General features: G+C 44.0%; 13 protein-coding genes. All 13 read right to left on the reverse strand.

Going from position 1 to position 24,443, the window contains the following annotated elements; all coding sequences use genetic code 11:
- Nucleotides 1-266 precede the first annotated feature (266 nt).
- On the reverse strand, nt 267-2,390 hold the full coding sequence (locus T500_RS0112790; RefSeq protein ID WP_155267546.1) for a hypothetical protein: 2,124 nt from the start codon (nt 2,388-2,390) through the stop codon (nt 267-269).
- Between the two features lie 36 nt (nt 2,391-2,426).
- Nucleotides 2,427-4,430: an Ig-like domain-containing protein gene (locus T500_RS16535; protein ID WP_080694894.1), complete on the reverse strand. Its 2,004-nt coding sequence runs from the start codon at nt 4,428-4,430 to the stop codon at nt 2,427-2,429.
- A 136-nt stretch (nt 4,431-4,566) separates the two neighbouring features.
- A complete protein-coding gene (locus T500_RS0112800) occupies nt 4,567-6,468 on the reverse strand; it encodes a fimbrillin family protein (protein ID WP_028908441.1) in 1,902 nt (633 codons plus the stop codon).
- A 3-nt stretch (nt 6,469-6,471) separates the two neighbouring features.
- Nucleotides 6,472-7,548 carry a fimbrillin family protein gene (locus T500_RS0112805; RefSeq protein ID WP_028908442.1) on the reverse strand — a complete coding sequence of 359 codons (1,077 nt, stop codon included), beginning with the start codon at nt 7,546-7,548 and terminating at the stop codon, nt 6,472-6,474.
- A gap of 5 nt (nt 7,549-7,553) precedes the next feature.
- The gene (locus T500_RS0112810; protein WP_028908443.1) at nt 7,554-10,106 is read right to left on the reverse strand and encodes a hypothetical protein; all 2,553 of its coding nucleotides are present in this window, start codon (nt 10,104-10,106) and stop codon (nt 7,554-7,556) included.
- 11 nt (nt 10,107-10,117) lie between these two features.
- Nucleotides 10,118-11,899 (reverse strand): hypothetical protein, encoded by a 1,782-nt coding sequence (locus T500_RS0112815; protein WP_196243520.1) that lies wholly within the window; start codon nt 11,897-11,899, stop codon nt 10,118-10,120.
- Nucleotides 11,900-11,907: 8 nt separating this feature from the next.
- Complete coding sequence (locus T500_RS0112820; RefSeq protein ID WP_196243521.1) at nt 11,908-14,520, reverse strand: fimbrillin family protein; 2,613 nt, start codon at nt 14,518-14,520, stop codon at nt 11,908-11,910.
- Between the two features lie 5 nt (nt 14,521-14,525).
- The gene (locus tag T500_RS0112825) at nt 14,526-15,575 is read right to left on the reverse strand and encodes a fimbrillin family protein (protein WP_028908446.1); all 1,050 of its coding nucleotides are present in this window, start codon (nt 15,573-15,575) and stop codon (nt 14,526-14,528) included.
- Between the two features lies 1 nt (nt 15,576).
- Nucleotides 15,577-17,442 carry a fimbrillin family protein gene (locus T500_RS0112830; RefSeq protein ID WP_080694896.1) on the reverse strand — a complete coding sequence of 622 codons (1,866 nt, stop codon included), beginning with the start codon at nt 17,440-17,442 and terminating at the stop codon, nt 15,577-15,579.
- 24 nt (nt 17,443-17,466) lie between these two features.
- Complete coding sequence (locus T500_RS0112835; RefSeq protein WP_080694897.1) at nt 17,467-19,557, reverse strand: fimbrillin family protein; 2,091 nt, start codon at nt 19,555-19,557, stop codon at nt 17,467-17,469.
- A gap of 9 nt (nt 19,558-19,566) precedes the next feature.
- A complete protein-coding gene (locus tag T500_RS0112840) occupies nt 19,567-21,825 on the reverse strand; it encodes a fimbrillin family protein (protein ID WP_028908449.1) in 2,259 nt (752 codons plus the stop codon).
- A 35-nt stretch (nt 21,826-21,860) separates the two neighbouring features.
- Nucleotides 21,861-23,069 (reverse strand): fimbrillin family protein, encoded by a 1,209-nt coding sequence (locus tag T500_RS0112845; RefSeq protein ID WP_028908450.1) that lies wholly within the window; start codon nt 23,067-23,069, stop codon nt 21,861-21,863.
- The gene (locus tag T500_RS0112850) at nt 23,053-24,432 is read right to left on the reverse strand and encodes a fimbrillin family protein (RefSeq protein ID WP_028908451.1); all 1,380 of its coding nucleotides are present in this window, start codon (nt 24,430-24,432) and stop codon (nt 23,053-23,055) included. The genes T500_RS0112845 and T500_RS0112850 overlap by 17 nt, the downstream gene beginning before the upstream one ends.
- Between the last annotated feature and the right edge of the window lie 11 nt (nt 24,433-24,443).

A 24,443-nucleotide genomic window follows, 5' to 3' on the forward strand; every position in this document is an offset into this window, starting at 1 on the left:
GATATTTTCTTTCTTCGGTACTAATTGGTTCACCTCATTATTAATCTTTATTAAGATTATTAGCACTCTTAGCTTCCGGCTGCAAAACTAAAGGGCTACTAAAAAAAAGAAATCAGCCCCTTAGTGCGACAAAAGCATTAAGGGGCAATTTTATGACTTTCAGCGAATGGCAAGAAGTAGGCGTGATAGCTTAAAATACAGAAAACAACCGAACGAAAACCATACGTTCGGTTGTTTGAAGCCTATCCACAAAAACAATAATGGAATTAGAACTCGAGAATGGGGAAAATACGGCTTCTGAATTCAGACGAATCTCCCCAATAAAAACCTGCAATAAAGTCGTTATTTTCGTTCTTACCCATCCCCAAATAATAAATGCCATTATCATTTTGTGTACTTGTCCAACACTCAAAGTATTCAGAAAAATTCATTCCGAGAGTTGTAATTGTAGCCCTGAATCCGTTACTTGTCATGTTGTAGGTATTTACTTCGGTAGCATCACCATCTATCCTGCAGTTAAGAATCATTGTTTGCAGTTCTTCTCTGGTAGGAAAGCGCCATGTACCAAACGACACACGATTAACAGCTGCCCAATCATCCAACATTTGTTGAGCAGTTTTACCACCATTAGTTTCGCTTGTATCATCCCAAGAGAAATACGATTCGGTATAATATCCCATTTCGCTCTCTATTTTCTTCTCGATAACACTCAAAGCAGTTGCCAGCCCGTGCCCAGTATTAGAAATGTGGGTAATGATAGCTACAGGAGTAACACCGTCAGGCAGGTCCCAGTTCGGCACATGTATTTTGCCATCGCTACCGATTATCTTACCGATATCAGTAGTGGTGGCTTCGCTCAGAGCCTTAGGCTCCTCGTAAGGATCGGCAGGTGTAACTGTATATTCGGAATAATCACCATCTCTTACAACATTCAGTACATAGCCGCTTGCTGCTTTTATTAACGAATTATCATAATTATTATATACGCCCAATTTACCACTTTCGGTGATGATAATACGACTATTATCCGATCTCCATATACCTGCAGCCACAAAAAGTTCACCACTTTGTATAGTAAGTACACTATTGTTTTGTATGCTTAAGCTGGCATTACCACCCAATATTAGTTTACTGTTTTTGTTGGCCGCCGTTATATTTAAAGAACAATTATCAAATACCGCCAAGCCAAACGAGTTGTTTTCGCAGGTAAAATTATTCTCACCATCAAGTATCAGATAATGCTCTTTCGTATTATCAGGATCATTATAATCAGTTGCGACCTTAAGACCTGAATTACTATTGTTTACTGAGAGATTCTTCAGTGTAAGTGAGTTTTCACCACCCCACCATTCCAACTCGGTGTCGTAACCATTGTTACTTAACGTATATGCAGCATCTTTCGACTTTATGATAACCATACCGTTATTCTCGACAGTATTCCCTGTTGCATTATCAGATAAAGTCATAGCAATGCCTAGATCTTGTACAGCAATTTCTGCCTGATAAAACTTGCTGTCTTCGAAGCCACCAGTTGGAGCAGACTTTGAACCTACATAATAATGACCATCAGATCCCAAAAGTCTGAAACGAATTACATCTTCCATATTTTCCTCAGATGAAAGATTTGGATTATCATTGAATTTAAGCATAAAGGTCAGTTCATGTGAATCAGAGCCTTCATCCTTATAAGTATATTTTACATCACCAAAATCCAATACATTATACGTGCTATTTGGAAAATAATTTTCCACCAACTTACTTTTCGCGGAATGAATCATCACATTTTTAATCTTCACACCAGTTCCAAGTCCAGTAAATTTAATCTTATATATGGATTGCGGATTAATAAATTTGGCTGCTTCGGTTGTTATAACGCCATCATTGATAGCCGTAATTTTAACAGTGGCTATAGCATAGTCGACCTCAGGCATGCCTTCGTATGAGAAATCACGCGAATATTCCATAGCATCTGTTTTATAACAGAGTGTAAGTTCATCACCAACCTCGGGCGTCATCACAATTTCCTGAAATGGATTATATTCGTATCTATAAAAAGCAATCCACCCTATTAGATTGGCAGTTTTTCCTGCAACTTCGGGATAAAGTGCATTATTGGAATTCCACCCTTTTGTTTTGTTATAAACATATATCCTATCAGATGTTTCAAAAGTGGCATCGTAGCCTCCCGTTTCGCTATTATAGGCAATGGCACGTGTTTGACTGCTACCCATACTTGCTGGGATAATAAATTGATAACCATCTGTAGGAACCGATTTCTTGTTTTCCGACACAAACGTATCATCGGCACAGGCAGTAAAACCAATTAACACAACGACTGCGGCAACGCTGCTAAGCATCGTCAAGCGCATATATTTCATTAAATTATTCATTATTGTATTCATTTTATATTCTGTTATTATTACTTCTTACCACGTGCCGGGTGTATAATCCTCGCGTCCGCCCTGTCCTGCAGGAGCAATCAGTTTGATTGTGTAAGAAGCCTTCTTCTGGTAGTCGAAATAATAAAGATAATCACCGTCTTCCTTCTCAGACGCCTGGGCTGTTATCACAACTGTTTGGCCTGCTGTAGCACCTTCAGCAATAGTTACCTCGCCAGTTTCAGCGTTTACCTTTGCCACCGTTTCGTCCGACGAACTATAGGTTACGATACCATCACCGATTATGCTTAAAGGATGAATAAAAACAGGGCTTGTTGGCGTTTTTTCTACAACACTATAATCGTACCATATACTACCCTGCCCCTTGACAGTTACCTTACACGTTGCCGAAAGATCACTACCGTCTTGCGTAGTTGCCTTAATATTAGCTGTTCCAATGATATTATATGTCTGTACGTCACCCTTCTGACTGACTGACGCTACAGAGGGATTATCAGAGCTCCATACTACCGACTTATTATCAGCATTTGCAGGCGAGATATCAAGGGTAAGTCCTATTGCATATGCGGTAGGCAATGTTAAGTGTGGTACTAACCAGATGCTTTTCACCAGTATAACCTCCTGTGGTTTTGGCTCAACCACAACATCGCAGGTGGCAGAAAGTACACCATCAAGTGTTGTAACAGTAATGGTAGCATTACCTTGAGAAAGTGCCGTAACCTTACCATTGCTAACAACTGCAACCGCAGGATTGCTCGATGCCCATTCTACATTCTTATTGTCGGCATCAGCAGGTGTAATTATTGCTGTCAGCGTTTCTACATCTTCTACATACAACGACAATCTCTCTTGATTCAAACTTACGCCTGTTACAGCTTTAGATTGAACAAAATTATCGGGAATACCATCATCGCCACCTTTCGCAGCCCAGTCGGATGCAGCTGTCTCTTCAATTAAGACTTTGCAAGTACTCTCTGCCGCTGTACCTGCTCCTGCCAGCCAACCATCAGTACAACCAGAGGCAGAAATGTCTGTAGCCAGCACCTTTACTTCTTCCAACTTAGCACAGTTAGCGAACATGCCTGCATAGCAGTCCTTAATAAGTGTTGGAGCAGGAAGTTCTGGTGCCTTCTCCAGACCTGCACAGCCGCTGAACATGTCTTTATAGCATCCTTCTTTTAGTGTGGTAGCCGGCAGAACTAACAGTCGTTCGTCATTATTAACCAACTTATCGGCCCCCGCAAATAAGCCATATAAAGCATTATTTCCTTCAATTGCAGAAGCATTTGCCAAATTATCCTTACCTTTAAGCAAACTCATCACATTACCAAATATTTCGGTTTTCATAGATGGTTTGATATTGATGAACTTTGCGCTGGTATCAACAGCTCTTGTTCCGCGAACCAGGGCTCTTGCACTAGAGGGACTACTTCCACCAAGCGAAGAGTTATTGCTGTATAACTGAACCATATCGCCAGCCTTTACAGTAATAGTAGCCGAGCCATCGGTATTCTTCGAGATGGTTTGGGCTGAACCACCATTAATTTCATAGTAAATATCATTTTCGAGCGTAATGCCACCATTAAATGTAACAGTTATCGTTCCATCTTCGTCGGCAACCAGCGTTAGCGGTGTTGCTAAATCAAGATCCTTTCGAGCCAACTCTGTTGTAGCCGAAACATTAACAACATACTGTTTTGAAAGGCCTGTATAATCGTTTGTGGCTTTTAAAACCACCGTAATAACAGTTGAACCTACAGATACTGCTGTTACTTTACCATTGGCATCGACAGTTGCCACCGATGGCACACTTGATGTAAAAGAAATAATAGCACCTGAGACATTGGAAGAAGCGTGACGCGTAGCAGTCTGTCCCATTGCCAAAGCAAGTGTAGAGGTGTCGATAGTAAGCGTACTACGCACAGGGGTCTTTTCAATTACCGGATTGTCGACATCGTCAAAACAACCAACAACGATTAAAGGTGTTAGCATCACTAACACAACACTGATTAGATTTTTAATTTTCTCCATAATAATATAGTTAAGTTACTGGATAATAAGTATTTGGGCGCAAATATAAGAAAATTTTGTAAACAATATAGAAAAATAAACGCGAAAAAATGTTAATTCTTCGCGTTTATTATAAATATTAACAAAATATTAATTTTTACTTCACAGCTACCGTGGGGTAATTGCCGGGAGTGAAAGTATAGCTGAACTTGGTGCGGTACTTAGCAGTATCGCCCGAATACCAAGTGGCGAGATCGCCATTTAATTTACCTACGTACTCTTCGAGATACTTATTGGTAAACGAGGTAATATCGCTGGCTTGGTAGCAACCTACGATGGTGCCATGATTCTCGGCTGTTTGATTGCCTACCAAATTGCCTGTGCCTGTGTAATAGCAGGCATGGATAACACCCGCCCTGGCATTGGTGCCCACCAGGGCGCCAGCGCTTTCGCCAGTAAGGTTTACATCGTCGATAACCTTGCAACCACCGATAACACCTGCATTAGTACTTGCCAGGGCACCATTGGCAACACCACCTATGGTGGTGATATACAACTGCTCTACACAAGCTTGCTCGCCCAGCGCAGCAAACAGCGAGCTACCACTCAAGCGGTTGATATAGCGATCGCCACCCAGGAAGGTGCCGTTGAACACGTTACTACCCTCACCTATCCCTTTCCACTGATAGTCCTCGGCAGTAGCACTACTCTGCATGGTGATATCGGCATCAAGTCGTACAAACCTTTCCTCGAAAGTATTTCCATTTTTTACCTCCTTGGCAAACGCCAACAGCTGCAGCGACGAGGTGATGCAATAGGCTGCGGCAGCACTCTCGCCATCGTTACCATAGATATCATATACCTTGCTACCCACATGATACAACCAGGTAGCATCGTCGATATTGTCAACCTGACCGCTGGTAACAATCGCGGTTTCATCTACATTACTCATATAGGTAGATTTCTTACGCAGTTCGCCCAAGTCGGGGGTAGCCACAAAACTCCAGTCGCTATACTCGGCACCTAAGAACATCTGCTCGTCCTTGTGGTTAAGCGAAATATTAAGCGTGGTGCATTGGCCCGAATTAAAATTCACTGTCTTATCGAATGCGCCCTGATAGGTTTTAACCAACGGACTGCCATTAGGATTCATAGGGTCGGGATAGGTAACGGTAAACGAGAACTGCAAAGGCTTATTGTTGCCGATAATACTGTGATAAGTCTCGTTCTGCGGTGTAGTAAGTCCGTAGAAAGTAAAGGTCTTGCTCTGAGCTGTACCCTCGCCATCGGGTTGGGGACACCAGAGTTTGATAGTCTTCTTATTATTATCTTCGTACTTCACCACCGAAAGGGTGTTGCTACCCCCACCCCATGTATATTTGGTGGGCTGAGACAGCAGCTTAAAATCGATTACCTTGGTTTGGGTATCGGTAGCGCTGGCACTGGCAGCAAAGTTCTTGATATTAACGATAACACGCACATTGCTGAGGGCGTGGGTAAGACTCACATTAGTAGTAACACCATCAGATGCAGCCAAGGCCGACTTGTTGCAGTAAAGCAGCAAATCCTCCTTAGCCATCTCGTTATTACCCTCTGAGAGCGACGAGAAATCGATTTCGTCCTTACCCGCACCTAACTCGGCTGGATACACTCTTTTGTCATCTGGCTCCCAGGTGGTGATAGCCGAAGGCAGACAATAGCCGATAAAGGTGTGGAACGACGTACCATCGGTCCAGTATATCTTTTCGGGATCGGTAGTGGTGCGATTCCAATTTTTACCATCATACTCATAAGGGATATTACTATATATAAAAGGATCGATGGCGTTTTCAGTACGTTCGATCTTGGTGAAAACGATTTTATCACCGTTAGCAAACGCTGTACGTCCGATGGCATCCTTCACCTCAGGCACAGCACGTGTGGAGGCACCGGTACCATTATCGATGCTTGCCGTAATGCCCTTAAGCTCAACGGCACCTGCAGGCAGCAGCGCCTCGTCGTTGGCAGTACAAGCCGAAAGCAGCACCAGCGCGCCAATATATAAATACTTTATCTTCATTGTTTAATTAATCTTCATATTCAAGGTATAGAGTGTACCTGCAGCAAAATCAGTCTGACTGAGCGACAGGCAGTATCGCTGGTCGAGCTTATCACCGGTACGCAACCAGATGGTGGCATTCGTATCCAGACTGCATGGAGGCACAATGAGGCGGAACGTATTGGTACCAGGTACACGATAAGCCGTATAAGTAGCCGATTGGGCGATATCTTTAAAGCCTTTGCAGCTGACCTTCTGAGTGGCATCGTTGATAACAGCGATGCCTAACACCTTGCCATTATCGCCAACCTCGCAACTGCTCTTGGCGCGATAGCTGTAGTCGTAATAATCGTTAGCCACGTTTACCTTGCTGGCACCGGCATAATAATCGCCCACAATCACCTCGGCCTGATCGATATCAGGCATACCCTCGACGGTAAGCAAGGCATTATCGGTGGTGGCGATACCCTCGACATTAATCATCAGCGCTGACATGACATGCTTAAAACTGAGGTGTACATTGTACGAACCCGTTTGCTGGATGGTCTGCGCCCACATCACATCGCTGGCCTTATAGTTGGCAGCCTTGCTCTGGTTGGCATGGAATACATTGCTGTACTGCTCAACACGCGATGGATGGCTTTTACCTGCCATAAAGATCTGCTCCTCGGTCCAGGTCTGCGCCGTAAACACATAAGGTGTGGGCTGTGCCAGATAGCGCTCGAAAAGGTCGGGCGCGTTTGATGGACTATAGTCGCCATTGATATCGTACTTCTCGGTTTCGGTAGAGGTCAGCACCTCCCACTGGCTGTTCCACTTCAACAACCAGAAGCCATCGAAACTGCCGCTATAGGTGCTCTCACCATATTCGGTGTTCGGCGAGAAGGGGCACACGATTTTGAGTTTTATCTTGTCGCCTGCTTCAAAGGCATCGCCCTTCAGATTGGTACGGGTAGCTGGCTCGCCCTCGAACTGCTGTACCGAGGTGGTAAACGAGAGCGTGCCGGCCTGTTGCTGCGTGGACTGCGGCTCGTCGGCCTTACAGCCCACTAACAGCAGGGCAATAGAGAAAAGGGTTATCTTGTAATTCTTCATCATCATACGGTTTAATTGTTCTGTACCAGCGGATTCCACTTGCTTACATCGGTGGGGGCTGCATCTGCCTGATATAAGGTGGGATAAAGGTGCGTGTAGCCCACATCAGAGGTGTGATACCACATACTGCAGGGATACTTCTTACCTATATCCGAACTGTTATACATCCAGATGGCATAGTTCATAGCGCGCCATGGGGCCAGACCATACATCTCCTGTTTCATATTCGAATTCAGCTGGCTGTACTTCAAATCTGAACCCAGCAGATAATCGTTCTTGGCTTTCAAGATATGCGACTTGCTGCCTCGGATGTACTGCTGGGGCACATAAGTGGCGGTAATATCGCCAACAGCATTGGTTGATGGCGACTTCTCGACATCGTAGTAATTACACATAAACGAGCCCCACTTAAGCTTACTTGCCGTTTGTGGCGCAAAGAACTGCGACTTGGCATCGCTGGCGTAAGCACCCAACAGCGCACCGGTGCCAGCAGCTATACCATCGGCTGCCTGCATACAACCTAACATGGTAAGGTTAGAAGCCGAACCGACCAAAGCGCCACCATTAGAACCCACATGACTGCCCACATGGATACAACCCACCACATAGCTGCTACCACTAAGACTGGTGGCAATGGCATTGGTGGCAGTAGGACAGAGCATTGACACGCCTGCCACATAGCAGCCCCAACCTGTATCGCCACTAGCCGAGGCAGAACGGAGCAGACAGGTGTTATGGCTGCTCTCGATCATCAGATTGGTGATGGCGGCATCGGTTACGTAATCGAACAGATAGCCGCTAGTCATATTCAGGTTGTACAACGTATGTCCGCCGCCATTGAAAAAGCTGCGGAAAGGCTTTTCTTTGGTACCGATGCTGCTTAACTGCCAATCGTAGAAATCAAGATTACTGGTAAGTTGCACCTCGAACTTCTTCTTGTTCTGAGAATCGTAGAAGTCGAACGGACCTGTTACTACTTCCTCTTCGATATAAGCGCCCTTGGTTGAAACGCTGGGATGGAACTGATAGTAGAACAGGTAGCCACGCTGTTCGGCCTGCTCTTTCGTAAGTTCTTCGCCATCAACCAGCCAATTATAAGCATTTACCAAGCCTTTTGTTTCGCGCAGTTCGCCACGGGTGATACCACTGGTTTTAAAGCCTGTGGTACCATTAACCAGATGGGTAAAGGCCATAAAGGCCTGCTGAGTGCCTATCTGGAATACAGGTGTGAAATCAACCTCGATACTGGGGTCGTTCTTAGCTGCTATGGCGTTGGCAGCTGCGATAGCGGCATCGTAAGCATCAGAAAACCAACTGTAGTTGGGCGTAGCTTGATTTACCTGGTTGGCATTGGCCGACTGATTGCCGAGATTGACGTTTGTCCACGAGAAATCATCGGATGCTGTAACCTCTAAATGATTATAATGATAGCCTACGCTGATTGCGTAGCTGTAGCCAGCCTTAAGCGTGATACCATTTTTAAAAATCTGGTTGCCATCCTTATCCAGAATGTCGGCAAGCTTCAGGGTATGACATTCAGCCTCGTGCTGTCCGCCACCTGCATCATTGCCGTTCACATCGTAAAGCCACACCTTAAATCGGGTGCAGGCTGGCAGCACCAAGGTCTGTCCGGCATTATCGAAGCTCATATCCACGGGGATAGTCATCATATACTGATAGCCGTTATTATTCTTAAATACGGGGTGCTGAACGGTTTCGGCAATCTCTGAAGCCGAGAGTTGGCCCATGGTTACAATGCCGGTAGCATCTTTCTCGAAATCCTTAAAACTGGTGGTACTGTTGTAACGACTCTGAGTCATTGTCGTAAGCAGGAATGTCTGGTCGTCGACACCAGCTGGCATACACATCTTGTTATACACAGCCATCACCTGCTCAAGTTCGCCTTCGGCATAATCATTTGGATCGGTACTTAGCTCCACGCTGCTGAACTGGTTGCCTGGCTTATAGATAAAAGCTATCCTACAACCTATATGGCGCATGGTAAGAGGGATATTCTGTGTGGGACCCGATACGGTAACCCAGTCGCTTACAGTATAATCGGGATAGTAGCTATCCTTGGTATCGCTACTGATACAGCCCGACAGATTACTGCGCCCCCAGGCACGGAAACGTACGGTACGTCCATTCTCCCATGTAAGCGAGTCGGCCACAGTCTGATCCTTTGGGTTAATATGCGGACGCGGACCATCCGATTTCCATTTGCCTGCCATAGGGTTCCAGTCGGAATCAAGCGAGATGGCGGTACCTGTGGCGTAATTCATCTTCAGATAATAGGTGCGATAAATCTCTTTGGTTTCGTCGAACGTTATACCGTCGGCATTGGCATACTGACGGAAAATACGCATCTGGTCGCCCTCGTTAAACGAGCCGTCGTGATGATAGGTAGTGCGGGTAACAAACTGATTGGCCATGGTGGTACTGAAGTTTACCCCCTGCCCTATCAGCTCCTGCTGTTCGGCCGAAAGCTGCCAGTGGGCATCATCAGCCGTACAAGCTGTCAGCAACGCTGCTGCTATCAGATATATCGTGTTTCTAATCTTCATATACATCATATTTACTTATATTCGGGGAGAGCGGGTGTATGATCCTCGACAACGGTTTTACCATCCGTATCCTTACAACGATTTACATAGCCCGTAATATTGGTACGATCCTTAAACAGTTTGCCACCATCAACCAGTGTATTTACCACCTCGGCACGCCAACCTGAGGTGGGTACCCATATGCCTTTTTCCTTGTGTACATTAGCCTGCCACTGAGCGTATGGAAGATTTTCGTTATCCTCCTGAGCGGTTTTATAAGTACCATTAAGTCCGGCAAACAACCAGTTATGTTCGGTGGTGGTATTGGTTAATGTAATGAGATGATCCTGTGCATCGAGATGACCTGTGAACACAAAATCGGCACCGAATTGTGAGGCATCGATGGTGATGGGATGCTGCAAAATAAAATAGTCGCCATGATGCGCGCCACCCACACAGGCCTGCTTCAACAGTTGCACGAACTCAGCATCGCTAACATACTGGTTATCTTGATATTGCTTACCATCCGAAACATCATCGGTCAGGGTACCATTAGTATAGGCACGCTGCCAGCTGCTACCTGCATCCGACAGACTGTGATCGGGGTTATCTACGCCATAATACTTTTCGATTCCATCCACTGATTTCCATAAGCGCGAGCCTGTGCTGTTGTAGTCGATACGCTCGGGAGTCACACGCAAGAACACCACCGTTTCTTCGTTGGCATTCAGGTCGAACGTAAACGCCTTTTCGTACTCCAAACCATTCTCAAGCGTAAGTTCGAAGATAATCTGGTTTCCGCCATCTGCCGATGTAGTAGCCTCATCGTACATCACATTGGTACCGGTGGTGGCCTCGGTATAGGTGGGACGCACAATCAGGTCGTAACTGGGCACCAGACCGTAATCTACCATGGTATAGCCACTAGCCTCTCCCTGACCTTGTTTTTCGTATAAATCGTGCGCCGTTTTCCACTCGCCATCGGTGGGGAACAGCAGCTCGCCAGTAGATTTCTTATAGGTACGGAACGTTTCACAAGCCACAATATTATTTTCGACGATACTACCCAGTTCGCCAAGGTAATGAGGGATAGCCTTGCTGACTGTTTTCCACTGGGGCTTGCCATCCTTTACATAATCCAGCATCTGCACCTTACAGAAACGCAGCATGGTTTGATTGCTGTCGTGTGCGTCGCCTGCCTGGTAGCCTTTAAGCTTTGTTTTCAGTACGTCGTCAATCAGCACATAAGCCTGCACACGAGCCAGACGGTGCTGTAGGGGGATGGTGATACGACCCACCGTAGCCGAAATGCTGGTAGATTGAGGCACAGCGGTGTAATGCTCCAAGTCGTCGTGATTCTGAGTCGTATTCTGAGTTTTCAGTCCCTTGGGAATATAGACACCTTGAAATGTGTGGGCACCGTTGTCCAGCCACTTGGCAGGCACATCGGTCAACTCGCCATTATCGTCATAGGCTTTAAGATGATAGATGGTAAGTTTACCATCGGATGTAGCAGGGTTACCATCGCTATCCAACTGGAGTGTAAGCTGGGCTTTCTGCTCATCGGTTTTGGTAAAATAGGTAATATCCATACCACTGACCAAACCCTGTTTCAGCCAGTCGAGCGACTCGGCAGCCACCGGTTCGCTAACAGCACGGGTAGCGGCAGTAGCGGTAAGCATATGGTTGGTATCCACACCACCCACATGGATGATGCTGTCATCATCGGTAAGCAGCGCATCATCGTGCTGCGTACAGGCTGCCATCAGCATGCCACCCATAACCATAGATAAATATATATGCCTTGTATTCATCATCGAAATTAAAAATTAAACACATCTGATGGCGTTTGACTGTTACGCTTACCGATAGCCGACTCAACGCTTCCGGCGCAGGTTCCTACACCCTTACAATTTGCATCCCACCAGTTACCCTGGCAATCCTTGGTGCTGTTTTTAGAACCATCGTTATCGGCATAACCTAAGATACCACCATGGAACTTACTATCCTTATTAAATACTTCAAAGCCTGAGCAGTCGGTAATCGTCAGCTCTGGGGTTTCGTTTTCCCATTTCTCAATACCGCCTACAATACCACCAAAATAAATGATGGTTGATACAGCCTTATCCTCGGTAGAAGCAAGATTGTTATACACGCTATGACGGTTCTGTGTAATAGAGCCTGAAGAATAGAACGCACACTGGGTAATGGTGGCTTTTGATACGGTTGACACGATACCACCTGCATACTTACGAACATTACCTTCAACAACAGGTGTTTCGACCCAAGACTGGATATCGGCCGACACCTGGCAATGACTTACGGTAGCATCGCCCCAAGCCCAAACCACTACACCTGCGGGGTTAGCAGCCTGAATACGAACACCATCGGCTGTTTTTACCTTAATATTGCTGATTTCGGCTTTGGCGCCATGCACTTGGTAGGCCAGCGCTGCAATACCATCTTTTGCCTGATCCTTGGGTTCAGCAATCAGGTTTCCAGATACCAACACCTTCAGATCGTACACCTTATTGGTGATGGCATTAAAAATCATAGCCTGGGTGGTTATCTGCTTGCCATTACCATTCAGCTCGTACGTAACATCGCCCAAGGTTTCAGTAACCACGATATCCTGAGCCAGACGGTAACGCATACCAGTTTCTGTTTTAGAGAATTCTGAGGCATCGTCGATGATACCTGTGTAACGCTGCGATACGGGAGTAGCATTACTTAATGTTGATTCATCCACAGTAGGCCAGGCGTTATTGGTGAAAGCTGTTCCAGAAAAAACGCCCGCAATATTCTTGTGGGTATCGTGGTGCTGACTCAAGGTGATGCCATACTCGAAGGTATTGTTTACAACCTGTCCATCGGCGTTGCCCACAATACCACCTCCTGCCTGACCGCCGCTGACACGACTGGTAACGGTACAACCATCGATAATGGCAGGTTCGGTACCAGACGACAGCGATGTGGCTGCAATACCTCCCACATAGGGCTCGCTCTTTTCACCATTTACACGCAAAGCCGAGTTACACTTAGAGATAACACCAGTATTGGTTTTTACCGCACCAGCCACAGTGGCAAAGGCTTCAGCACTTGATGCAGTAATACTCACATCGTTAATAGTACCATGGTTTGTTTCGGCTATCGCCTCAGGTACTGCTGCACCAATCTGTATGGTACCATTCAGCAGACTGGCTGCCGCGCTCATATTTTTTAAGAAACGATGATTGCTTATCAACGTATGTCCGCCCAGACTCAGCGTACAATTCAGGTCGTATGCGGTAGTCCACTCTCCTAAGTCGATATCGTCAGTCACAAGCGCCAGATTACCAGCCTTGTTGTCGGTAGTACTGGTAAGGAATCTTATTAATTCCTCGCGATTAGGGATCATAATAGGTGCACCCGAGTTACCATGATCGTCGCAGATGGTGTTGGTTACCTCTTCGGTCCAATCCTCAATATAAGCCGAAATCAGCGTTTGGCGACTATTACGGCCCAGCGTGATGGTAAGTGTAAGGTGTTTGCCTTCGGTGAGGTTATAATCTTTCTCGCTACAATTCCCATCGTTTTCGCCTTTGAACGAATACTTCTGGCCCGACAGACTAATCTTGGTGATAACCTGACTGGCTCTACCCGCGTAATAATCATGAGGGGTAACAATGGCCTCGTAGCATGTGGTGCTATCAGTGGCATCATCGTAGTTTACCTTAATACCTCGTGCATAAGGCGTGATGGCAAGTGTATCAGCGTCATTGTTCGAGTTATATGAGTAGATTTTTGTCTCAATATCTTTTTTTGCAGCCGAATAATATAACGACTTTCGGCTAACGCCCTCGCCTGCCTTCAGGATAACGGTAATCAGCGCACGTTTGTGCTGCATAAACAGAGGCACCTTTTTGTAATTCTCTTCAGAATCAAGGCCTACTTTCACGTTATAAGCCTTCCAATCCTTGGCGGTCAGGTAGGTTTTGGTAACACCATCGGTCTCAGCCTCGGCCCACCCCTCCAAACGGTCCTGCTCAATCCACTTGGTCTGGGTAGACTGATCGGCATCAATCTTATCAGTACCTGCAGTGGCAGTAAAGCCATACCTGATAGCGGTGCTGGGCCAATACAGGGCGTCGTCGGCCTCCAAGCTGCCAATATCATCGGTTGTGGTGTGATACGTACCCTTGCCTACAGGCTCATCGACGCTTTCCTGCAGCATCGAGATCTGAAACGTGTAATCCTCCGTGATTTTCTGACGATTAGCCTCGGAGCCACGGGTAACCGCAGCGCTACGCACCGCCGACGAAAAGGTTACCTCATCGCCCTCGGCAATACCATCCGAGAAGAGCTGCTCGAAGGTTTCGCGACAACTCGAGGTAAGCATCGCCACACAAGCCATCAGCAGCAGCTGGGTTATCTTATATCTAAAACTATTATTCATCATCATTAATTTACAATAGTGCCGCTGGCATCGTATTCGTTTTCATCAACTTCCCAATCGGCAATCTCGGCTACAACCTGAGCTATCACACTACGACGCAACTCAATATTATAGATATACTTTTTACCGCTTTCAAGCTTGGCGTCGATGGTACTCTTCAGAATGGCTTTATGCTCAATGTTTGTGTCGGGCTCGTGCCAAGTTACCTGAATGCCCTGCATGGTACCAAAAGCAATTCCCTCGTAAGTCCTGAGATAGCCTGCAGTAGGTGTTTTGCAATCGAACAAACTGAATGCATAATCCTTACCCTCAGCCTTGGAGGTTGTTCCGGGCACGTCGCCATTAGGCTTAATGCTAAAAGGCACAGTACCCGTTTTAGAAACTCCCAACAGTTCAACGTTGTCGATAAACGTTGTGTCTTTGAGATTAACCGACTTATCCTGTGCATTCTTGAGGTTTACCTGCACCTGCGCAAACTGATGCTTAAAATACAGCTTTACGCGGTTGGCCTCGGGGGTGGCACCTGCTGGTTTTGTTTTTACATAAGCCAGAATGGGATCGGGCTGCTCGGCCATCGATGTCTTATCACCTCTTGTCAGATCGAATTCAATCAGATCATCAGTAAAGACCGGCTTATCAGTAAGACGGTTGTTATCTGCTAATGCCAGGAACACATGATCCATACGGTTCTGCCAGTAGAAGGTGTTACCCTGATAAGCGGCATTACCAGTCTCGTTATCAATCTGCAGCTGGGCTGTAGCCATATTCACATCAACAGTAAGCTTGTTATCATCGGTATAGAATTTGGTACTGTCGGTATCGCTGGCACCGGCGTGGAAGAACATCTTGCATGCAAAATAACTACCCTCGGGCATATACGCTGCCGAGGCACGGGTAACGGCAGCCTCCATATTACCTGCCGAAAACAGTACAGGCATCAGTCCCTGTTGCTGTCGGCCGTTTTCAACCTCAGCCCCAGAGCATGATCCCAAAGCCAAAGCAATCGCCATAGCCAAGGTAGCCGTTGCCATATATAAATACTTAGCTATCTTCATCTTAATCTTCCCAATCAAGTGTTGCATAACCACTACCAGTAGTACCTACCCAAGGCTCTATCACCGCACGGAACTTCATCGCCTCCTTCTCCAAGTGAATGGTGTAGGTGTACTGATTACCTCGCACCCAATTTGTTATATTGCCGATGGTGCTAAGATTCAACGAATAGGTTGTTTTTTTATCAGCTAACGTAATAATCAGCTTGGCATTGGTACTGATAGTTTGTGGCACCATAATGGTTTCGCCATCAACTGCCACTTCACCAACTGTAGTCCCAAGACTGATATCGCCTGATGATATAGCTATAGTACCATCAGTTATCAAATCGGTAATTCTGATGGTGGCCTTATCTATTTCAACCTTTGACTTATCGTCGTTAGAAGTTTCTAATTTTACAACCACATTACTCATTGCATGCATAAACGTCAAAGGCACATCGCCAGTACGTGGAGCTATTGCAGCATCGCCTGAAGTACCCCAAAGCAAATCGTTGCCCTGTTTTACGGCATAATCATCTTTAGCAACTAATGTATTACCATTCTTTATGGCCAAGGCACGGAAATAGAAATTACTATTTGCATCAGGCCAATAGATTTCGGGATTATTTTTAAACACGCCTTTATTATAAGTACATGTTGTAGCTTTATCGCCGAAATTATTGGCTTCGGTAGTTCTCCACAAAGAGAAAGCATCATCATCGTTAAATTTATCGCCTGTGACACCACAATCAACAACATCAGCCGTAAATTGTATTTCGCCTTTACCATTAGCATAAACGTTTGTCCAATCAGCCAGCGTTGCTAAAACACTCACCTTCTGCTTATTAAGCGTAACAGTAAGCTGATAGTTAACGCCACTCTTGGTTTTGCCAGAAGTTAGGCCACCACCCCAGCAATCAGAATCCAGCATCTTATCGGTTACTTTAATTTCATAGTTATTTCCACCTGCATCGGTAATGGTTGCAAGCGTGCTACCTACAGTTAGTTGTGTCAATGGCACAGTAACAGCCTCGTAAGTACGAGTGAGTTCATTTTTGGTAGAAGCATCGGTATACATTTTTACATCAGTAGTACCAGAAGCAGTAACTGTACCAGCGGGTGCAGTAAATTTGCCAACTTTACTAATTTCCTTCAAGGTAACTATCGTATTTTCCAAATTCCCAGCCACAAAACCTTCCTTAGCCTCAACAATAATCGTAAACTTACTCATAGCGTGGGTGTAAGGCACGATTAGCGTACCGTGATCATTCTTTGCATGACTATATACAACAGCCTTCTGACTTTGCGACCAAAGAAGGTCGTTTGCCTTCATGGCACCTTCAGCTGTTTGATCATCGTTTGTTTCCCATCCAAGTACACCTGTAAGTTCGGTTTCACTATCCAGTTTTTTAGAAGGTTCACCACCATTATAGCAATAACCATAATACGACTGCAATCCATGATTTGTTGTACGAATATCCTTGGCACCATCAGCAGATGATTTGCTGAAATCATCCCAATAAAGAATATGCTCGGTGGAAAGGTCAGATGTTTTCTTAATTGACTCAGTTCCGGTATCCAACATTGCGTCCTCACCTTTAGTAAAGGTCACCAGGCCACCCATTACCTTAGTATACTTGGTATAATCGGTTTCGGTTTTGATATCTGTACCCTCTGGACAAGTCACATGGCGTACAAATGTCAACAGCTTATCGTTTGTCTCGAATCTGTTGTTTTCGGCACGTGTAACGCGGCTACCACCATTAAGGGTTGCCTCAAGCTTCAGCGGCAGACGCTCTTCATCGAGGGTATTATTAATATCCTCGTTTGTACAGCCTGCCAGCAACAGAGCGTATAGCGAGAGTATGAAATAATGTCTAACTTTCATCTTCTTTATTAATCCATTAATTTTTTAGAACCATACATCTTCTTCGGCCTTAAATATTTCCCAATCTGCAAGTGTTACAGTAGCATTAATCTGCGTTTTTGTAACCTTCATGATATATTTGTAACGCGCACCCGACTTCCAGGCATCAACAACAGCTGCCGCATCACTACTACCCTCAAGCTTTACTTTTATGGGCTGGGCATCGGCATAATAGTAATCGTGAGTACCATCGGTATGCGTAACTGTAATTCGGAAACGTAGATTAGTATCGGCACCTGCCTGGGTAAAGGTAAGCTGCTGGGGCACAATATAAGCCTTGAACTCATTACCATTCTGTGCATCCAACGCATCTGTAGTAACATCCGATGGAACAACAGAACAATCTTTCAGGAGCACCTTACCTTTTGTATAAACATTTAAGAGTTCTACATTAACTGAAACACCATCTGACACCAAATCAACATAATCAGCATCGTCCTTATTACTCGACGTTAGCGATACTTCTACCTCGCTCATCATGTAATGGAACTCAAGGTTGATTTTACCTTCACGAGCACAGATACCACCCTCGCTCATATCCGCTATAGGAGTATGATCGGTACTACCACACGAAACACCCTTAACCTTATCAGGCATGCCAATAAGAAGATCGTCATTGTTGTGATTTGATACTACAATATAATCATCTGTGCCTGTACCATCATTCACTACTTTTGTAGTTGTAGGGTATATGCCACGGAAATGATAGTGGGTATCGTGGTCAGGCCAATATAGCGTTGGCGATGCAATCCATTCCTTACTTGCAGCAGATGGCTTAGAAAAAGTAGATGCTCCCGAATAACCATTATTTTTAGTTATACTGCGGTACAAGGTGAACATGCCGAACTTATTCGTTAGCTCTGTTACCTCAGAACCTAAGTCACCATTTATATTAATAACGGGATTAATGGTTTCTACGGTTTCAAACACCTGCCAATCCTGCACAGTAGCCGTCAGACCTATATGAGTTTTGCTAACCACCACATTTATAACATAGTTACAACCCGCTTTGGTAGTAAAGTCGTTAGTAGTAGTCATCGCTTTATGAATCTCTGCGGCACGGATATAATAGATATTCTCATCCACATTAAGACGGGCAATTACCGAATTGTCGTCTAAACCAAGTACAGTACCTGGATATACCACAGCTGCCATTGTAACTGTTGCGCCATCGGTTTTTACCTTTGCAGCAATTACTTTACTTACCTCGTTATCGCTCTTTGCTTCAGCCTTCTCGATATCGATAGTACCATTTGTCTTGGCATATTGGTAATGCTGATCATCAACATTTCCAATTTTGTCTGCACTGGTAAGAATCACCTCCGGGTCGTTCTTAAACTTATTCTCTCCATCTACTACAAAACCATCAGAAGCGGTGATGTTAAACGTAATCTTACTCAAAACATGCTGGAAATTCAGCTGGTTTTGTGGCGACTTATTGCGATCGGCAAACTTATAAGCATTAGTACCTGTGAGATTGTTCGACACAATGATATCCTTGGTAAGGAGACCATTTTTAGCCTCAGCAATTTTGCTTTCAGCATCAATCGTACACCATGGCAATTCATTCCAATTACTCACCTCTGGGAATGAAGTATTTCCATCCACAGCTACACCGAGCACTGAAAGTCCTGTTTCTTTATAATGGTTACCATATCCATCCACATTTTCTGGGTCGCCAATGCCGTAATCATCCCAGTAAAGTGTCTCGTTTTCGGTAAACGATAATGCGTTAATAGTTTTGGATGTTTCTGTGGCAGCTACAGTAGTACATGTGGTTGGCTTACTAACAGGTACTGTTTCTGACTTTCTTTTCCACATACCATCCACCTTAAGGCGCACTTGGGTGCCAGCCTGCATAGCATAATAGCTGGAAGTAGTTGTTGTAGTTGTCGCCTCCTCATCACCAGTACGAGTCATAGCACGCTGGGCTGGAGATGCCTCTACCCCAACGTTAAACTCGATGGGCCCATCAACAGTGCGGTCGAAGGTATCCCAGAAGTCCTCACTTGTACAGGAACCAAGTCCCAGTACAAGCAAGGCCGCAAGAGTATATATAAAATCTTTTCTATTCATTACATCGAATTAGTTTTCGAGAGTAATTGTCTGCTCTTTAGCATTAACAGAAACCCAATCTACTACAGAACATGTAATATTGGCAATACCTGTCTTAGTAAGAGTAATTGTGTAGATATACTGATGACCGGGATACCAGCAGTCAATCATACCAGAATTATTCTTGCTGGTAGTCGTGCCAGAAACCTTAATCTTGCTAAGATCCTCAACTACGTAATACTGATTTTTATCGGGAGTTGTAATTATCAATCCTACCTTACGTGTACCCTCAACCAACGACTGAGGCACAACACTATACGAGAACTCTTTTGTCTCAGTAACTTCTGTAGCAAAGAAAGTGCTTGCACTTTCATCAGAAGGACTTGTAATCTGTTGGCCTGCTGCATCAGTAATCAAAGCTTTTGGAGAAACCTTACCACTACCCATACTTACATCACCTTGTGTATAGAAATTAGTAAGAGCGATAGTAGTACCCTTAGTAGTAGCCTTGGCATCATAAAGTTTAACGGCATTATTTTTATCATTAGGCTCACCTGTAGTCTTCAGCACAATTTTGATGTTACTCATCATGTGCAACTGAGTCATATTAATTGTAGCATTGGTTGAACCAATAGCAGGGTTAATATAATAAGTATAGCCATTATCCTTATTATACTCTAAAGGCAACGAAGTAACAAGAGAACCAACAAGCGGAGCACCCCAAAGATAATCAGTACCCTTACCTGCCTCTGTAGATGTAGATATAGCACCAGATGTCATGGTAAAGTAATCTCCATTTGTGTCATCTCTATGATAATTATCAGTGGTAACATTCTCATACGAAGTAGTACGGAAGTGGTAGAACTTGGTATTATCCTCATAAAACCAGTCTGTTTTCCATGCCTTCAATTCATCATCATAACCAAAATTAGTTGGTTGTTCATAATTACCAAACCATGCCTTACTATCACTTGCATCAATTTTAATATCTTTAATAGTCTTATCCTGATAGCGATAGAATTTAAAAGACTTATCAGCAGTAATCTTGTTATCCTGCTCGAACAGGTTAAAGCTATAATGATGATTATCAAGGTCATAAGTACCTTCTACTTCTGTCCAATCAACTACGCTTGCTGTAACATTGATAATTTTGGTTTTACCTACAGTTATATTGAATACGTAGTTTCTACCATTTTCCAAAAGGATATCAGTAGAAGTTTTCTTATCTGCAGAAATCTTGTCATTATCCTTCAAAGCTTCAAACATCTGGGCCTGTGTAATGTAATACTGGTTATTACCAATAATAAAACTCAAAACATTATCATTACTTGTGCTGTTGATGGTATAAACTGGTATCATTTGAGCCATGAAAGCAAAATCAGGTTCAAAATTTTTATCCTTTTCGGTTTCAGCCATTTTGCTGATACCAGTTTTGTCGGTTGCAGTCCATGTACCATCCTCGATATTAAATGTTCCCCATATTGGAGCTTTTAAGATTGAAACATTTGTACCGTCTTTAAATTTAAAATCATCGGTGCCATATCCCTCACCCTTCTTCAGGTTTACTGTCATGCGACACAGAGCATGATGAAAGTTCAGATGTCCTTTATCAAATTTACCTGGACCATCTGTATCCCCTGCAACATCCAAACGGAATTTCATCTGACCGTTATTATGAGTTGTATATTTATCAGTAGCAGTTTCTTCCTTATTATATGATCGTACACCATCAACACCAAGGTCTTTATCAGCCTGAATATTGTTGCTATATACGAGATCCTCCTGAGCAAGAATATCCGAGGAGGTCTGTTCAGAACTTACATACCAATCGATTACTTCATCAAGCGAAGTATTCCAATCAGACGAAGAGCCTAGAAGCGTTTCAAGCTTTTTATTATTATTGGTAGTTGCAGCATTACCTGGAATAGCAATAGCAAAAACTGAAAGTAGAGAATTGCGCCCATGTGCATCATCCCAATATCTAAGATATGCATCGTCTAAATCTATCTTAGAATAACCTACCTTATTTTCTTCAGCAAGAGCATTTACAAGGGTACTTGTTTCTTTTGCATTACCAGTTACAGCATCATTACTACGAATGTGCATAGCAATCTTAGTTGGGTTATCAAAGCCTGCACGTGTTACAGGCTGGTTATTGTTCTCTGCAACAAATGAGATGGGGGTTTTGCCGTTGGGATCGACGGGGGTTACGTCGTCCTCTTGATTGTTGGTGCATGCTGTTGCCACGAAAGCGGTGGCTATGAGCAGGGGATAGAAAAGATTTTTCATTTTGTTTGTATTCTTTTTTATGTTATTATTCTGAGTTATTTTTCGAGATCGGTGCTGATAGAACCAGTGACTTCGGTCCAAGGGGCTAACTCGGCACTAAACTCGATGGTGAGCGGTTTTAAATCGCTGATATTAATAAGATAGGTATATATCTTGTTCGACTCCCAAGTGAAGGAATCGATAGTAGTTTCGCCACTTTTTACAGCGATGGGGATATCGCTATAAGGGGTGTCGTTGATATCGAACGATAACAACAACTTAACATCCTGCTGAGGTATCTGCAGCAGACCATTCTCGCACTGGAACCAATAGGGGTTTGAAGATGCGTTATATTTTGAGAATTCGTTAGTGCCACTACCATCGGTAAGTAACACATATTCAGTTTGTTTAGTAGTATTATTAAACTGTCCTGATAACATATTTGCCGTAGAAAGATTGGCTGTATAACCATTAGCCGCGGTAATAAAGCCTTCATCGCTTTGAGCCGTAATCTTGATATTACTGAGCTTAAAGGATGCGCCATTGGTACTATATATACCAAAGCGAACCTTTGAGGTGATATGGTGGAATGGCAGGGCTACATAACGAGTAAACGTAGTAGCGCTTTTATTTATCTGTGTATTATTGTTCAGCAAATCTTTATCATTATTGTTAGAACCATCCGGGCACTCTACCTGTGCTACGCTATATGGTTCGGAAACAGCAGAACATGTACCGTTCTCGCAAGTCTGAGAAATAAACGAAACCGTTTCGGGAATAACTAATCGCTCATCTGTAAGTGTAAAACTATTTATCTCATCATGAGGAGGGCATGGGGTAATGGCATAGAAGCGATAAGCGAAAGCAGAAGCATCCCAATAACGCTGATACTGGTCCTGATAATAGCCATCGGTGCTGGTAGACTTGGTGCCAACATAGTCCCAACGTGAACTATTATTCCATAAGTCCTGCTTATATTTTACCTCGTACTTATCCATCACCACCTGCTGCTTGGATTTGCCGAAAGCCTTCCAGCAGCTTACCAGGAAGCCTTGCTCTAAGTTATGCGATGTGCCATCGGCACGGGTTGCAGGTGAATTAATTGCAGCCTGACTGAACTGCATGGGAACATCGTCGTGATGCTCCTCAACATCTTGAATTGTTGTATCAGAAGAACATGCCGAAAGGCTGGCACACAAAAGTGCGCCAACCCACCAGCATGATGTAGAGCTAATATTATTCTTTATATTAATATGTAACTGCATTCTCGTAATTCTCAATAGTAGCACCATCAAAGACAATTGGAACAACAGTACCAACAGGAACTGTAGGATCAGCAAGGTTTGGAGTAACAGTTGGATCAGTTGTTCCTGATGAAACCTGAGAGATTGTAAAGTTATAAGTATAAGATGTATTTGACTGCCAACGAACCTGTTCAGCTGGAACATGCACACGTGCATCACGAACAGTAACAACCTCACCGTTATCCTCGGCAATCAAATTATAAGAAATGTGGAAAGTAAAACCAGTTTCGCTATCTGTTGGCTGTACTACAGCATAATATGTTGTAGGAGAAACTGAATATTTGCCATCATAATTCTTATCTAACATATCAGGAAGAACAATAATTTCAGTACTATTTTCATCTTTCTTATAACCTACAAGACCATGTTTTTTTTCAGTAGGAATATCAAACATCAAGTTATCTGATGAAGGAGTTACGTCTGTGGTAACAACTTTAACTTCAGGTGTATTAATATTATCGGCAAAATTAATAGTAGCACCACAACTTGTTAAATATGTTACATCCTTTTGTGTAGTTGCATCAGTATGTATATATGTGTTACCACTCACTTTTGCTGATGTTGCCTGAACACCTAACTTTTCATTTGGATCAGAGCTACTTTTTTTTACGTTGATCAACTGTACTTTATAACCGTTCACATTCTCACGGAAGGCAACCTTAACGAGAGCGCCGAGGTGCTTGAAGGTGAGTTTTACATCCTTTTTTTCGGCATTAGTAGCCTGTGTACCTGCGTAGATAAAATCATACTTTGCTGGATCATCATAACCTGCTACATTTGCTTCCTTTTCAACAGTAATTATTCCATTTTTAAACGATACACCTGATGACTTATAAGGAGCATAAGCGTAGAAATTTGTATTAGTATAAGCCAAGTCCCAGTAACGAAGGTACTGATTGGCACGGGCAGATTCAGATGTTTTATAGAAACTTGCATCACCCTTATAGCTGTACTCGGAACTACCAAGGCCTTCGTAAAACCATGACGACTTATGGTCTGTTTCAGATCCTGCACTACTTTCCCAAGTTGATTCTTTAACCTTAGAATTATCATAACCTTTACCAGCGCCATCAGAGTAACCTACAAGATAGTTCTCCATAACCAACTGGCTGGTGGGATCACCAGAAGTTCTAGTTTTGTAAGCCCAAACACCAAAGTTGTAGTGCTTAGCATCCTCAAGATTTGTTGAACGTGTGATGTTCTTTTGTCCCACGTTGAAGGCGATGGGGGCCTGGGTGTTGGCAGGTGAATCGCTAACCAGCGAATCGCTACTACAGCTGGCAAGAGCCAGAGCTGATACTGCACAAGTTAGAATTTTTTTCATAAATGTTGTTT

This window comes from Xylanibacter ruminicola Ga6B6 (genome assembly GCF_000687715.1).
Taxonomy (GTDB): Bacteria; Bacteroidota; Bacteroidia; order Bacteroidales; family Bacteroidaceae; genus Prevotella; species Prevotella ruminicola_B.